The organism is Marinibacterium profundimaris (assembly GCF_002210095.1).
GTDB classification, from domain to species: Bacteria; Pseudomonadota; Alphaproteobacteria; order Rhodobacterales; family Rhodobacteraceae; genus Marinibacterium; species Marinibacterium profundimaris.
In genome coordinates this window covers 475,461-487,881 of record NZ_AQQR01000001.1, presented here as the reverse complement: position 1 = coordinate 487,881, position 12,421 = coordinate 475,461, and the positions used below count along the sequence as shown (strand labels likewise).

Genomic DNA, 12,421 nt, shown 5'->3' with positions numbered 1-12,421 from the left:
TGTCCATGACTTTGTCCATGTGCGTTTCTCCTTACTTGTCGCTTTCGGTGAGGCCCTTGACGAACCAGCTCTGGAAGAAGATCACGACCAGAACGGGCGGCAGAACCGCCAGGATCGCCAGAAGGTTGGACCGGCCGAATTCGGGAATGTGGTTGCCTTCAAGCCCTTGGGTGATCTGCCGGATCCCCTGAACCAGGGTCATCTTGCCCTCGTCGGTGACGATCATCGTCGGCCACAGGTACTGGTTCCAGCCATAGACGAACATGATGATGAAGATCGCCGCGATCATGGTCTTCGACAGCGGCACGAGGATGTCGATGAAGAACTTCACCGGGCCTGCGCCGTCGATCCGCGCGGCCTCGACCAGCTCTTCTGGGACCGACATGAAATACTGCCGGAAGAAGAAGGTGGCCGTGGCCGAGGCGATCAGCGGGATGATCAGCCCGCCGTAGCTGTTCAGCAGGCCCAGCTTCTGCGTCACCTCGTAGGAGGGCAGGATGCGCACCTCGAGCGGCAGCAGCAGGGTGGTGAAGATCAGCCAGAAGGCCAGCGTGGCGAACCGCAGGCGAAAGTAGACGATCGCATAGGCCGCCATCATCGAGATGACGATCTTGCCCAGGGCAAAGCCCAGCCCTAGGATCAGCGAGTTGCGGAACATCGACAGGCCGGTGTTCTCGCCGGAAAACGACATCGACCCGAACATCGCCTTTTCCAGGTTCGGCCCGAACTGGTCGCCGATCCGCAAGGATGGTCCGGATTTCAGGATCTCGGCATCGGGCACCGTGCTCATCTGCAGCAGCATCAGCAGCGGGGCCATCATCACGAAGGCGCCGGCGATCAGCACTGCGTGATCGGCTATGGCGCCCCAGCGCAGCCGGCGCCTGCGCGGGGTGGCGGCCGTGGGGATGGCGCGGGTGTCGGTCATGTCTGCCATGGTCGGCCTCACGTGTAATGGATGCGGCGTTCGACCATCCGGAACTGGAAGATCGTCAGCGCCAGGACGAGCACCATCAGGATCACCGACTGGGCCGAGGATCCGCCCATGTCCTGGCCGCGGAAGCCATCGAGATAGACCTTGTAGACAAGGGTGATCGGGTTATCGCCGGGGTTGTTGCGCAGGATCGTGTCGATCGTGCCGAAGGTGTCGAAAAGCGCGTAGGTGATGTTGATGATCAGCAGGAAGAAGCCCGTCGGCGCCAGCAGCGGGAAGGTCACCGTCCAGAACCGGCCAAAGGCCGAGCGGTTGTCGATCAGGGCCGCCTCGCGCACCGCGCGCGGGATGGATTGCAGGCCCGACAGGAAGAAGATGAAGTTCACCGGAATCTGCTTCCAGACCGAGGCGATGACAAGTGCGATGGCGGTGTCGGTGTAATCCAGCCGCACGCGGAAATCCCAGCCGAACAGCGCGAAGAATTCGGTCAGCGGGCCCCAGCGCTGGTTGAACATGATCAGCGTGATAAAGCCCGCGACGGGCGGCGCCACGGCATAGACCCACATCAGCAGGGTGCGATAGGTCTTCGCGCCCCGGATCACCTTGTCGGCCTTGACCGCCAGCAGCAGCGCGAGGGCGAGGGAAAAGAAGGTCACGAGGACCGAGAAAATCACCGTGAAGCCGGCGATGCGCAGGTATTCCTCGTTGCGGAACAACCGGGTGTAATTGTCCCAGCCCACGAAGACCGAGCCGAAGCCGAAGGGGTCCTGAAGGAAGAAGGAGGATTTGAGAGCCTGCCAGGCCGGCCAGTAGAAGAACAGGCAGATGATGGCGAGCTGCGGCAGCAGAAGCAGCACGGGCAGCCAGGGATTGGTGAATCCAGCGCGTTTCAAGGTTCGGCCTCGATTATGGTCTTGCAAGAACGGGAACCGGCGGCCGCGCGAGGCAGCCGCCGGTGGTGAAGCGGGAACGGGCTCAGTTCACGGTCTGCGCGAAGCGGGCCAGAAGCTCGTTGCCTTCCGTCTCGATCGTCGAGAGCGCCTGTTCGATCGTGATCTCGCCATTGAGGAAGCGCGACAGTTCACGGTTCTCGATGTCGCGGATCTGGACGTAGAAGCCCATGCGGTAGCCGCGGGTGTTCTCGCCCGATTGCAGCTGAAGCTGCTTGATGCCGGTTTCGGCGGCGGGGAAACGGTCGTAATGGCCGTCTTCCTTCGCCAGCTCGTAGGCCGCGTTGGTGATCGGCACATAGCCCGTTTCGCGGTGCCACATGTACTGGACTTCGGGCGAGGTCAGGAATTCGAAGAAGGCTGCGGTGGCCTTGTTCTCTTCGTCGGATTTGCCGGACATGGCGAAGAGCGACGCGCCGCCGATGAAGGTCTGGTAGCCCTCGGCGGTGATTTCTTCCCAGTAGGGCAGGTAGGTGTTGGACCATTCAAACGGCAGGTCCAGGGCGGTCAGGCCGCCGAAATCGCCCGAGGAACCGATGTACATCGCTGCCTTGCCGTCGGTGAACTGGGCCTTGTTGTCGTCCCAGCTGACGCCGAAGAAGCCGAACAGGTCGTTGTCCAGCCATTCCTTCACCTTGGTGAAGTGCATGGCCATCTCGGGCGAGTTGATCAGGATCTCGGTGCCGTTGGCGCCCTCGTAGCCGTTGTCGTTGCTGGCGAAGGGCAGGTTGTGGCGCGAATGGAAGTTCTCGACGAATTCCCAGGGCAGGTGCGTCTGCACCATCGGGATATAGCCGGCGTCCTTCAGGGCAGGCGCGATCTCGGCGAATTCTTCGTAGGTCTTGGGGGCCTCGACACCGGCCTCGGCCAGCGCGTCGGCGTTGTAGTACAGCACCGGCGAGGACGAGTTGAACGGCATGCCGATCATGGTGCCGTCGGTGTCGGCATAGAAGTAGCGCACGCCCGAGATGTAGTCTTCGATGTCGAAATCGACGCCGTTGTCTTCAAGCAGGGTCTGCACCGGGACGGTGGCGCCCTTGGCACCGATCACGGTGGCGGCGCCGGCGTCGAAGACCTGCATGATGTTGGGCTGCTCGCCCGCGCGGAAGGCGGCGATGCCGGCGGTCAGGGTCTCTTCGTAGCCGCCCTTGAACACCGGGGTGATCCGGTAATCGGATTGCGAGGCGTTGAACTCTGTCGCGATCTGGTTGACGACATCGCCCAGGTGCCCGCCCATGGCGTGCCACCAGGTGATTTCTGTCTGTGCGCTCGCGCTGCCGGCGAGGCCCGCGACGGCCACGGCGGCAGCCGCAGCTTTCGAGGAAAAGGTCATGAGACGACTCCAAGTGGTTGCGGGACCCGTTGGTGGCCCCTTGACCGGCGTCCCTAGGCACATTGCGAAACGAGTTCGTGATGGTTTTATGAAGCTCGCATGACAGCGGCTGTCATCGGCGGCCCCGGGTCCGCGCGGTCATGGACTTGTCCACAGGGGGGCTCCGATCTGTGGATAACGCCGCCTGCTCCGGACCTTGCGCCTGCGTCCCCCATGACGAGCCGACCCGGTTCAGCAGATGGCCCCGGGCCGCCTTGGGGGGCTGACACGAGTCTGCCGGTCCTGGCGGGCCCGGGGGGCGCTTGTGCCCAGGATGCAACGTCACGTGCAGGAACACGTCGCGATGTCACGCCTTCGCTTAACGCTTGTGTCATGGTCCCTGCGGTAAGCAGAGACCGACTCCCCCAGGTGCCCAGGGTCTTGTCCCGGCCACCCGTAACCCCGACAGGAGCGTCCATGCGCCACCGTTTTTCCTTGCCGCTGCTGGCGGCCGGCCTCTCCCTGACCGGCGGCGCGGCGCTCGCCGGACCGATCTTCACCAATGAAAATGGCGGCAGGGTCTGGGGCTATGGCCAGCTGAACCCGGCGTGGCTGTCGGTCGACGATGGCGCGGCGACCACTTCCGAGCTGGACGACAACACCGCTTCCAATTCGCGGGTCGGCTTCTGGTACGAACAGGCCTTCGCCAACGGGACCGAGCTGTCGTTCAACGTCGAAACCGCGCTCGGCTTCCGCTCCACCTCGGGTCTCAGCCAGCTGAACGAGGGCGACCGGTCCTGGATGGACTGGCAGCGCACCGATATCCGCAAGATCGACCTTCGGCTGCGGTCGGATTACGGCAGTGTCTTCGTGGGACAGGGCAGCATGGCCTCGGACGGGGCTGGGCAGGTGGATTTCAGCGGAACGGTGCTGACCAACTATGTCTCGGTCACCGATATCACCGGCCGGATCCAGCTGCGCGACGACCAGGGGGCGCTGACGGGGATCCCCTTCTCCGACGCCTATGCCAGCTATGACGGCGGCCGCTACGGCCGGTTCCGTTACCAGACGCCGGATTTCGGCGGTTTCACCGCCTCGGCCGCCATCGGGCAGGACATCCTGAGCGAGAATGCCGATGCCGACATCTGGGACGTGGCGCTGCGCTACGAGGGTGACATCGGGCCGCTGCGGATCGGCGCCGGCCTCGGCTATCAAAGCCTGCATCGGCCGGACCGGCCGGACCGCAACGATGTCTTCGCCTCCGCCTCGGCGGAGCATGGCTCGGGCGTGACCGTCACGGCTGCCATGGGCAACCGCGACACCGACGGCAGCTTCAGTTATGCCAAGCTTGGCTACAAGGGCGACTGGCTGCCGATCGGGCAGACGGCGCTGGCGGTGGATTATTACCACGGCTCAGACATGGCGCTGACCAACGGGGCGACCCGGTCGGAGTCGGATGCCTGGGGGGTGGGCCTGGTGCAGACGGTCGAGGACTGGGACCTTGAGACCTATCTCGGCTACCGGATCTATGGATTCGAGGACAACAGCCCGACGACCTACCAGGACGCCAGCTCGGTGATCCTGGGCGCGCGCTGGCGGTTCTGACCGCGACGGCCGCGGTCCTGCCGCGCAGTGCGCGCGGCGCGATCATAGGGCCGGGGGGCGGGACTCGCCCGGACCTGTCGCCCGGGGCGGGATGGCCTGCACTGTGCCATGACCCGCGATATCGCGAACGCCGGGCGCCGGGGCGCCTCAGGGCAGGGCCCGATACCCTCGTTTCCCCGTATTTCCTTAACAAACCCCGGTCTCCCGCGGATTTCAGCGCCCAAATCCGGCCAATCCGCGTTAGTCGCTTGCACAGTCCCGGTCGCGCCAATAGAAGGTGCCAAATTTTCGCGCGCCCGCGCGGGGGCTCCCCGCGGGATTGAGCCATGGGGAAAGACGACATGCAGGTTACCGAGACGCTGAACGAGGGGCTGAAACGCGGCTATGCCATCACCGTGACCGCCAGCGAGCTGGACGAGAAGGTCATGGAGAAGCTGGTCGAGGCCCAGCCCGACATCGAAATGAAGGGCTTCCGCAAGGGCAAGGTGCCGCTGCCGCTGCTCAAGCGCCAGTTCGGCCAGCGTCTTCTGGGCGAAGTCATGCAGGAAAGCATTGACGGCGCCATGTCCCAGCATTTCGAGGACAGCGGCGACCGCCCGGCGCTGCAGCCGCAGGTCAAGATGACCAACGAGGACTGGAAAGAAGGCGACGACGTCCAGGTCGAGATGACCTACGAGGCGCTGCCCCAGATCCCCGAGGTCGACCTGTCGACGATCACGCTGGAGAAGATGGTCGTGAAAGCCGACGAAGAGTCGGTGAACGAGGCGCTGGAAAGCCTGGCCGAGAACGCACAGGACTTCGAAGCCAAGGACGGCGCGGCCGAGGACGGCGACCAGGTGGTCTTCGACTTCGTCGGCAAGGTCGACGACGAGGCGTTCGAAGGCGGCTCGGCCGAGGATTACCCGCTGGTTCTGGGCTCGGGCAGCTTCATCCCCGGCTTCGAGGAGCAGCTGGTCGGCGTGACCGCGGGCGAGGAAAAGGCCGTGACCGTGACCTTCCCCGAGGAATACGGCGCCGCGCACCTGGCCGGCAAGGAAGCGGTCTTTGACTGCACCGTGAAAGAGGTCAAGTCGCCCAAGGCGGCCGAGATCAACGACGAGCTGGCCAAGAAATTCGGCGCCGAGGATCTCGAGGCGCTGAAAGGCCAGATCAAGGAACGGCTCGAGGCCGAATATGCCGGCGCTTCGCGTTCGGTCCTGAAGCGCAAGCTGCTCGACGCGCTGGACGATGTCGTGTCGTTTGACCTTCCGCCGAGCCTGCTGGACGCCGAAGCCAAGCAAATCGCGCACCAGCTGTGGCACGAGGAAAACCCAGATCACGAGGGTCATGATCACCCCGAGATCGAGCCGACCGAAGAGCATGTGAAGCTTGCCGAGCGCCGCGTGCGCCTGGGCCTGCTGCTGGCCGAGCTGGGCCAGAAGGCCGAGGTCGAGGTGTCGGATGCCGAGATGACCCAGGCGATCATGACGCAGGCGCGCCAGTACCCGGGCCAGGAACGCCAGTTCTTCGAATTCGTGCAGCAGAACCCGCAGATGCAACAGCAGCTGCGCGCACCGATCTTCGAGGACAAGGTCGTGGACTATGTCTTCGAGCTGGCCCAGATCTCGGAAAAGGACGTGACCAAGGACGAGCTGAAAGAAGCCGTCGAGGCACTGGAGGAAGACGAGGCGTAAGCCCGGCTTCTGCACCTGAGGGGAAAGATCGGAACGGGCCGGCCATTGCGCCGGCCCTTCTTTTGTTGGTCTGGTGCCATTCGCGCGGAATCGAGGCGCCGTGTCGTGCGCCCAGAATCGAGGCGCCGTTAAACAGATTGTGATGTTTTCGTGTAAGCCTGCGCAGGAAGGCTTTGCCTTTCGTGCTGCGCTGCAGCATGCAAATTGCAACCCGCGAAGCAGAGAGACTCAGGATTGAACCTGCGCATCGCCGGGTCCTGATCCGATACGACCGTGCGCACGATCAACCGGATTTTGGGGAGGAGCCAGAAGGTTTCGCCGTTGCGAAGCCGTATCCAGTGGATGCCCTGAAAGGAATTGAAAGATGATCGCACTCGTATTCGTGACCTGCCTGCAGGCGAGCCCCGATGTCTGCCAGGAACACAGCCTGCTGTTCCAGGAACAAATGACCCCGATGGCCTGCCTTATGAATGCGCAGCCGCACCTGGCGGAGTGGAAAGCGACTCATCCCGATTGGCGGATCAGCAGCTATCGCTGCGGCCGGCCCGAGCAGTTCGGTAAATCGGCCTGACGGCCGGGCCGCGCACTTCGCGCGTAGAAGGGGCAGGCGCGCTGCGCGCGCAGGATATCCAGAACCGGAACGGTGCCGCACAAGATGTGGCGATGCCCCTGTCCGACCGTTCGCCCGTCGGCGCGTAGCCTTCCAATGGAACCTGGCACGGCGCGCGATGCGCCATGCCGCGATCCGGGGGATAAGGCCTGGCCCGAAGGTCGGTCAGCGGACGCCGGTTTCTTCCAGCATCCCCAGCTTCTTCGCCTGGTAGTAATAGCCCTTGGCGTACCAGCCGACCGCGTCGCGATGGGTGCCGTCCGAGACCATCCAGGCGCCGCGCAGGTATTTCACCGCGTATTCCAGGTTGGTATCGGCGTCCAGCAGCCCGTCGGCCGATCCGCTGTAGCCCATGCCGCGCGCCGTCGCCGGCAGGATCTGCATCAGCCCGTAATAGGGGCCGTTGCGCGCCCAGGGCCGGTGCGTGCTTTCGCGGATCACCACGCGATGGACCAACGCGCGGGGGACCTCGTAGAAATCGGCCCACTTGTTGATCTTGGCACGCAGTTCCGGCGTTTCGTTGGGGTAAAGCGGAGGCTCGTCCGCAGCGAACTGCAGCTTGGCCGACGTCGTCTCGTCGGTTCTGCTGCTTGTACAGCCCGTGGTGGCCAGGGTTACGGCCAATAGGACCAGTATGAGGGGTCGCATCACCTGTGTCATGGTTTTCCTTACCCCGGGTTTGGCGGCCATGCCTAGCTTGGAGTTCCGTTCCACTCTGTCGCATCGGCAAGGTTCTGCCCGTTCGCGTCAGAATCAGGGCATCTACCGCCGATTGTGCGCGCGGCTCTGCGACAGAGCGGCGCGCGTCGAAGCCGGGCTGGCGCGGGCCTCGCTGGCAGGGCCGAGGCAGATCGGGACAGGGCCGCGCGGGGCAGGGAGGGGCGAGCGATGTTGTTCCGTTCAACGTAAGAGTGGGTGCTGCCAGTACATGAGCTTCTTCGTGCCCGGAGTGGCGCGGAGACCGCCCCGGGCGGGATTCTCAGATCTCCATCACGATGCGGCCGTCGATCGCACCGGCCTTCATGCGGTCGAAGATCGAGTTGATGTCTTCCAGCCGCTCGGTCGTGAAATGCGCCGCAACCTTGCCTTCGGCGGCAAAATCGAGCGACTCGTGCAGGTCGTTGCGCGTGCCGACGATGGAGCCGCGGATGGTCTTGCGGGTCAGCACCACGTCGAAGATCGGCAGTTCGAACCCGCCGGGCGGCAGGCCCACCAGGCTCATCGTGCCACCGCGCGCCAGCATGCCCAGTCCCTGGCCGAAGGAGGAGGTCGACACGGCTGTGACCAGCACGCCCTCGACCCCGCCGCCCTTCTGCACCTCGGCCGCCGGATCGGTGTTGGCGGCGTTGATCACCTCGTCGGCGCCAAGCTTGCGGGCCAGCGCCAGCTTGTCGTCCGAGATGTCGACGGCCACCACGTGCATCCCCATCGCCTTGGCATATTGCACCGCCATGTGGCCAAGCCCGCCGATGCCCATGATCGCCACGGTCTGGCCGGGCTTTGTCTCGGTCTCTTTCAGGCCCTTGTAGACGGTCACCCCGGCGCAGAGCACCGGCGCGGCGGGCGCGAAAGCCAGCGCGGCGGGCAGGTGGCCGACATAGTTCGGGTCGGCCAGCACGTAATCTGCGAAGCCGCCATTGACCGAATAGCCGGTGTTCTGCTGATCGGTGCAAAGCGTTTCCCAGCCGCCGCAGCAATGGTGGCAATGGCCGCAGGCGGTGTGCAGCCAGGGCACGCCGACGCGGTCGCCTTCCTTCACCGCGGTGACGCCGGCGCCCACCTCGGCGACGATGCCGACGCCTTCATGGCCGGGGATGAAGGGCGGGTTGGGTTTGACCGGCCAGTCCCCCGACGCCGCATGAAGGTCGGTGTGGCAGACGCCCGAAGCCTCGATCTTCACGACGATCTTGCCGGGGGCGGCGGTGGGCTTCTCAACCTCGCGAATCTCCAGCGGCTTGCCGAATTCCGTGACAACTGCGGCTTTCATGGTGGCCATGACATTTACTCCTACGCCGAAACGGCAGGGCCCGGGGCCGGACGCTGCCCTGTGGTCGATGTGCCGGGCCCGGCGGGGCCGGTCCTCGGTCGCGACCATGCGTTCAGGATGGGCGGGCAGCATTGATCTGGATCAGGCCCGGCCGGCTTCGGGTGTCCGTCCTGGCCGGGTGCCGCGCAGCGTCCTGCCGGACATGCGGCCCTGCCCGGGAAACGGCACCGCAAAAGAAAAAGGCCGCGCCAGTCTGCCTGGCGCGGCCTGTGTTCCTACCTGCGATCCGAGAGGGATCAGCTGGTGGTGCTGTCGTCGTCGCTGTCGACCTCGGCGCCAACGGCCTCGGCCACCGGTGCCAGGTCGTCGTCGTCGGACGCGGCCGAGCCGATGTCGTCGAACAGTTCCGCGATCTCGAATTCGGCAGCGGCTTCCTCTTCGGCGGCCAGCTCCTGGATCGACTTGCCCGACGCCTGCAGTTCGGCCTCTTCGGGCGACCGCGCGACGTTGAGCTTCATGGTGACCTCGACCTCGGGGTGCAGGGTCACGGTCACGCCGTGCAGACCCAGCTCCTTGATCGGGGTGGGGATGTTGACCTGCTTGCGGTCGATGCTGAAGCCGGCTTCGGTGGCGGCATCCGCGGCGTCACGCGTGGTGACCGAGCCGTAGAGCGAGCCGCCGTCGGAGGCCTGGCGAATCACGATGAACTGCTGTCCGTCGAGCTTTTCGCCCAGGGCTTCCGCTTCCTTGCGGGTTTCCAGGTTGCGGGCTTCCAGCTGCGACTTCTGCTCTTCGAAGGCCGCGATATTGGCCTTGGACGCGGTCAGCGCCTTTTTCTGGAGCAGCAGGTAGTTGCGCGCATAGCCCGGCTTGACGTCGACGACATCGCCCATCTGGCCAAGCTTGGCAACGCGTTCGAGAAGGATGACTTGCATGATGCGTACTCCTTACTTCACGGCGTAGGGCAGAAGCGCGAGGAAACGGGCGCGTTTGATCGCACGGGCCAGTTCACGCTGCTTCTTCGAGGACACGGCGGTGATCCGCGACGGCACGATCTTGCCGCGCTCGGAAATGTAGCGCTGCAGGAGGCGTGTGTCCTTGTAGTCGATCTTGGGTGCATTGTCGCCCGAGAAGGGGCAGACCTTGCGACGGCGGAAAAACGGTTTTGCGGCCATGATTTAGGTCCTTTCTCTGGGGCTCAGCGACGGTCGCGGCGGCTGTCGCGCTCGTCGCGCTTCTGCATCTGGATCGACGGGCCTTCGGCGTGTTCGTCGACCTTGATGGTCAGAACGCGCATGACGTCGTCGTGCAGGCGCATCAGGCGTTCCATCTCCTGGATGGCGGGCGCGGGCGCGTTGGTGCGGAGAAAGGCGTAGTGGCCCTTGCGGTTCTTGTTGATCTTGTAGGCCATGGTCTTAACGCCCCAGTATTCCTGGTCGACGATATGACCGCCATTGTCGTTCAGAACGGCGCCGAAATGTTCGATCAGACCTTCGGCCTGGGTGTTCGACAGGTCCTGACGCGAAATGAAGACATGCTCGTAAAGCGGCATGTGCACTCCTGTTTGTATCGAGGCGCATTTCAAAGGCGGGACAGGCGACCTCCGCGGTCCCACCACGAGAGACTGCGCGGTTCATCTGGCTTGCGGAGGAAGTGCCCTCATACACGGTTCTGGGCAGGGTTCAAGCGTGAATGCCCGTCACGCGCCGGGCCGGTCGGTCGCCGGTGCGCCGCCGCTGCAGTCGCATGTGTCCCGATTGCGCGCCATGCCTTTCCAATTCCTCGTGTCCGCCCAAAAGTTGCCGCCAAGTCACGACATGCTAACCCGCGGTTCCGGGGCGCACAGGATGTGGCTCCGACAGGAGTGCAGGAGTTTCCTTACGATGAGCGCCACTGACACGGCCATGGGCACGAAACGTGTCATGCCAAGCCGCCCCCGGGCGCACTCGGCCCGGCAGCGCCCCCTGAAACTGACCTTCGAGAGCGGCAGCGGGATTGCCCGTCTGATGTTCCAGTTCGCGGGCGCGGTTCTGGTGATCTGCTCGGCCGGGCTGTGGGTGCTGCCCGATCCGCAGATCGATGCCGATGCCATCGTGATGAAGCTTGTCGCCTCTCTGTTCTTCCTGTTCACCGGCCTGGCGCTTTTGATGCGCAATCACGACGACACCAAGCCCGAGGTGCATTTCGACCCGGCCCGGCGCGAGCTGCGCGTGACGCGGAGAAACACCCATGGCCGGATGGAGACCGTTCTGCGCCGCCCCTACGACAGTTTCGGCGCGGTCTACATCTCCACCGGCGAGATCGAGCTGTGGAACGAGGATGGCACGCCTTTCCTGGCATTGCCGGTGCCCGAGCCAGCCATGCTCAGGGAACTGCGCAACCAGTTCGGACCGCTCTGCGCCTGATCCGCGCCGCCTGAGCCGGCTTTGGGCCCGGGCGAGGCGCTTTGCTCGGGGCATGATGATGCTTTGCGTTCCGGTCGGCGTGCCCCGCGCAGACCTTAAGCCGCATCCGCGGGAAGGCGCCACGTGTCCTGCGCCACGGCGGACTTCTGCCTTCGGATCGGGTCGCAGCTGTTCGCGGATCCACAGACCCTGTTGGGATTTGTGCAGTTGCCGCAATAGCCACGCATCGCACATTCCAGTCACGTACCAAGCTTCTGATCTCAACTGATCTAAACGGAGACATCGTGATGAAAACCCCGCTTCTCGCCGCCGGCTTCCTTGCTGCTGTTGCAACCGCGGCCGTGGCCGAGCCCGAAGCCTATGTGCTTGATTCCAGCCACAGCCAGATCGTGTTCCACTACAACCACCTCGGGTTCTCGACCGGCTACGGCATGTTCTCGGGCTTCGAGGGCGAAATCGACTACGACGCCGAGGATCCGGCGAATTCCTCCGTGACCGTGTCGATGCCGGTCAAGTCCATGATCACCGGCTGGGAAGCCCGGTTCGATCACTTCATGTCCGACGATTTCTTCGGTGCGACCGACGAGGACATGGTGACCTTCACCTCCACCGGCATCGAGGTGACCGGCGACAACACCGCGCTGATCACCGGCGACCTGACGCTGAACGGCGTGACCAAGGAGGTCGTGCTGGACGCCGTGCTGAACCAGGCGGGCGAGCATCCGATGGAAGGCAAGCAGTGGGCCGGCTTCAGCGCCACCACCACGCTGGTCCGCTCGGATTACGACCTGGGCATGTTCGCGCCCTACGTCAGCGACGAAGTCGAGGTCGAGATCTCGGTCGAGGCGATGAAAGCCGAGTGATCCACCGGCGGTCCCATCCGGGGCCGACAGGATTGCACGACGCGCCGCCGGTCCCGAAAGGGCCGGCGGTTTTCTTTTGGCGCCT

General features: G+C 64.3%; 13 protein-coding genes. 5 read left to right on the top strand and 8 right to left on the bottom strand.

Features of this window, described 5'->3' with window-relative positions; all coding sequences use genetic code 11:
* Nucleotides 1–31: 31 nt before the first annotated feature.
* The 3 genes from ATO3_RS02280 to ATO3_RS02270 all read right to left on the bottom strand — a co-directional run bounded on the left by ATO3_RS02280 (nucleotide 32) and on the right by ATO3_RS02270 (nucleotide 3,214).
* On the bottom strand, nucleotides 32–934 hold the full coding sequence (locus tag ATO3_RS02280; RefSeq protein WP_088648165.1) for an ABC transporter permease subunit: 903 nt from the start codon (nucleotides 932–934) through the stop codon (nucleotides 32–34).
* 8 nt (nucleotides 935–942) lie between these two features.
* Nucleotides 943–1,824: an ABC transporter permease subunit gene (locus tag ATO3_RS02275; protein ID WP_088648164.1), complete on the bottom strand. Its 882-nt coding sequence runs from the start codon at nucleotides 1,822–1,824 to the stop codon at nucleotides 943–945.
* 82 nt (nucleotides 1,825–1,906) lie between these two features.
* The gene (locus ATO3_RS02270; RefSeq protein WP_088648163.1) at nucleotides 1,907–3,214 is read right to left on the bottom strand and encodes an extracellular solute-binding protein; all 1,308 of its coding nucleotides are present in this window, start codon (nucleotides 3,212–3,214) and stop codon (nucleotides 1,907–1,909) included.
* 456 nt (nucleotides 3,215–3,670) lie between these two features.
* Between ATO3_RS02270 and ATO3_RS02265 the strand changes: the two genes are divergently transcribed.
* The 3 genes from ATO3_RS02265 to ATO3_RS02255 all read left to right on the top strand — a co-directional run bounded on the left by ATO3_RS02265 (nucleotide 3,671) and on the right by ATO3_RS02255 (nucleotide 7,042).
* Nucleotides 3,671–4,798 (top strand): porin, encoded by a 1,128-nt coding sequence (locus tag ATO3_RS02265; protein WP_088648162.1) that lies wholly within the window; start codon nucleotides 3,671–3,673, stop codon nucleotides 4,796–4,798.
* A 341-nt stretch (nucleotides 4,799–5,139) separates the two neighbouring features.
* A complete protein-coding gene (tig, locus tag ATO3_RS02260; protein WP_088648697.1) occupies nucleotides 5,140–6,471 on the top strand; it encodes a trigger factor in 1,332 nt (443 codons plus the stop codon).
* A 364-nt stretch (nucleotides 6,472–6,835) separates the two neighbouring features.
* Entirely contained in the window at nucleotides 6,836–7,042 is a 207-nt protein-coding gene (locus ATO3_RS02255) for a hypothetical protein (RefSeq protein WP_088648161.1), read from the top strand.
* Between the two features lie 204 nt (nucleotides 7,043–7,246).
* Here the strand turns inward: ATO3_RS02255 and ATO3_RS02250 are convergent, their stop codons facing one another.
* From ATO3_RS02250 to rpsF, 5 genes are all read right to left on the bottom strand, one after another.
* Nucleotides 7,247–7,729: a lytic transglycosylase domain-containing protein gene (locus ATO3_RS02250; RefSeq protein WP_233152002.1), complete on the bottom strand. Its 483-nt coding sequence runs from the start codon at nucleotides 7,727–7,729 to the stop codon at nucleotides 7,247–7,249.
* 331 nt (nucleotides 7,730–8,060) lie between these two features.
* Nucleotides 8,061–9,077: an alcohol dehydrogenase AdhP gene (gene adhP, locus ATO3_RS02245; RefSeq protein WP_088648159.1), complete on the bottom strand. Its 1,017-nt coding sequence runs from the start codon at nucleotides 9,075–9,077 to the stop codon at nucleotides 8,061–8,063.
* 287 nt (nucleotides 9,078–9,364) lie between these two features.
* Nucleotides 9,365–10,003: a 50S ribosomal protein L9 gene (gene rplI / locus ATO3_RS02240; protein ID WP_088648158.1), complete on the bottom strand. Its 639-nt coding sequence runs from the start codon at nucleotides 10,001–10,003 to the stop codon at nucleotides 9,365–9,367.
* 12 nt (nucleotides 10,004–10,015) lie between these two features.
* Complete coding sequence (rpsR, locus tag ATO3_RS02235; RefSeq protein ID WP_075781999.1) at nucleotides 10,016–10,243, bottom strand: 30S ribosomal protein S18; 228 nt, start codon at nucleotides 10,241–10,243, stop codon at nucleotides 10,016–10,018.
* A 23-nt stretch (nucleotides 10,244–10,266) separates the two neighbouring features.
* Nucleotides 10,267–10,620, bottom strand: a complete 354-nt coding sequence (rpsF, locus tag ATO3_RS02230; RefSeq protein ID WP_088648157.1) for a 30S ribosomal protein S6 — start codon at nucleotides 10,618–10,620, stop codon at nucleotides 10,267–10,269.
* Nucleotides 10,621–10,951: 331 nt separating this feature from the next.
* On the opposite strand from rpsF, the gene ATO3_RS02225 reads away from it, so the two are divergent.
* Together ATO3_RS02225 and ATO3_RS02220 are read left to right on the top strand one after the other, a co-directional pair.
* Nucleotides 10,952–11,473, top strand: a complete 522-nt coding sequence (locus tag ATO3_RS02225) for a hypothetical protein (RefSeq protein ID WP_088648156.1) — start codon at nucleotides 10,952–10,954, stop codon at nucleotides 11,471–11,473.
* A gap of 287 nt (nucleotides 11,474–11,760) precedes the next feature.
* Nucleotides 11,761–12,336 carry a YceI family protein gene (locus ATO3_RS02220; RefSeq protein WP_088648155.1) on the top strand — a complete coding sequence of 192 codons (576 nt, stop codon included), beginning with the start codon at nucleotides 11,761–11,763 and terminating at the stop codon, nucleotides 12,334–12,336.
* Nucleotides 12,337–12,421 lie beyond the last annotated feature (85 nt).

What these genes read in the sequence shown, in the direction of transcription:
- ATO3_RS02270 (WP_088648163.1), bottom strand. Translation starts at nt 3,214, where the DNA reads ATGACCTTTTCCTCGAAAGCTGCGGCTGCCGCCGTGGCCGTCGCGGGC.
- tig (WP_088648697.1), top strand. Translation starts at nt 5,140, where the DNA reads ATGCAGGTTACCGAGACGCTGAACGAGGGGCTGAAACGCGGCTATGCC.
- rpsR (WP_075781999.1), bottom strand. Translation starts at nt 10,243, where the DNA reads ATGGCCGCAAAACCGTTTTTCCGCCGTCGCAAGGTCTGCCCCTTCTCG.
- ATO3_RS02250 (WP_233152002.1), bottom strand. Translation starts at nt 7,729, where the DNA reads ATGCGACCCCTCATACTGGTCCTATTGGCCGTAACCCTGGCCACCACG.
- rpsF (WP_088648157.1), bottom strand. Translation starts at nt 10,620, where the DNA reads ATGCCGCTTTACGAGCATGTCTTCATTTCGCGTCAGGACCTGTCGAAC.
- ATO3_RS02265 (WP_088648162.1), top strand. Translation starts at nt 3,671, where the DNA reads ATGCGCCACCGTTTTTCCTTGCCGCTGCTGGCGGCCGGCCTCTCCCTG.
- ATO3_RS02255 (WP_088648161.1), top strand. Translation starts at nt 6,836, where the DNA reads ATGATCGCACTCGTATTCGTGACCTGCCTGCAGGCGAGCCCCGATGTC.
- adhP (WP_088648159.1), bottom strand. Translation starts at nt 9,077, where the DNA reads ATGGCCACCATGAAAGCCGCAGTTGTCACGGAATTCGGCAAGCCGCTG.
- rplI (WP_088648158.1), bottom strand. Translation starts at nt 10,003, where the DNA reads ATGCAAGTCATCCTTCTCGAACGCGTTGCCAAGCTTGGCCAGATGGGC.
- ATO3_RS02280 (WP_088648165.1), bottom strand. Translation starts at nt 934, where the DNA reads ATGGCAGACATGACCGACACCCGCGCCATCCCCACGGCCGCCACCCCG.
- ATO3_RS02225 (WP_088648156.1), top strand. Translation starts at nt 10,952, where the DNA reads ATGAGCGCCACTGACACGGCCATGGGCACGAAACGTGTCATGCCAAGC.
- ATO3_RS02220 (WP_088648155.1), top strand. Translation starts at nt 11,761, where the DNA reads ATGAAAACCCCGCTTCTCGCCGCCGGCTTCCTTGCTGCTGTTGCAACC.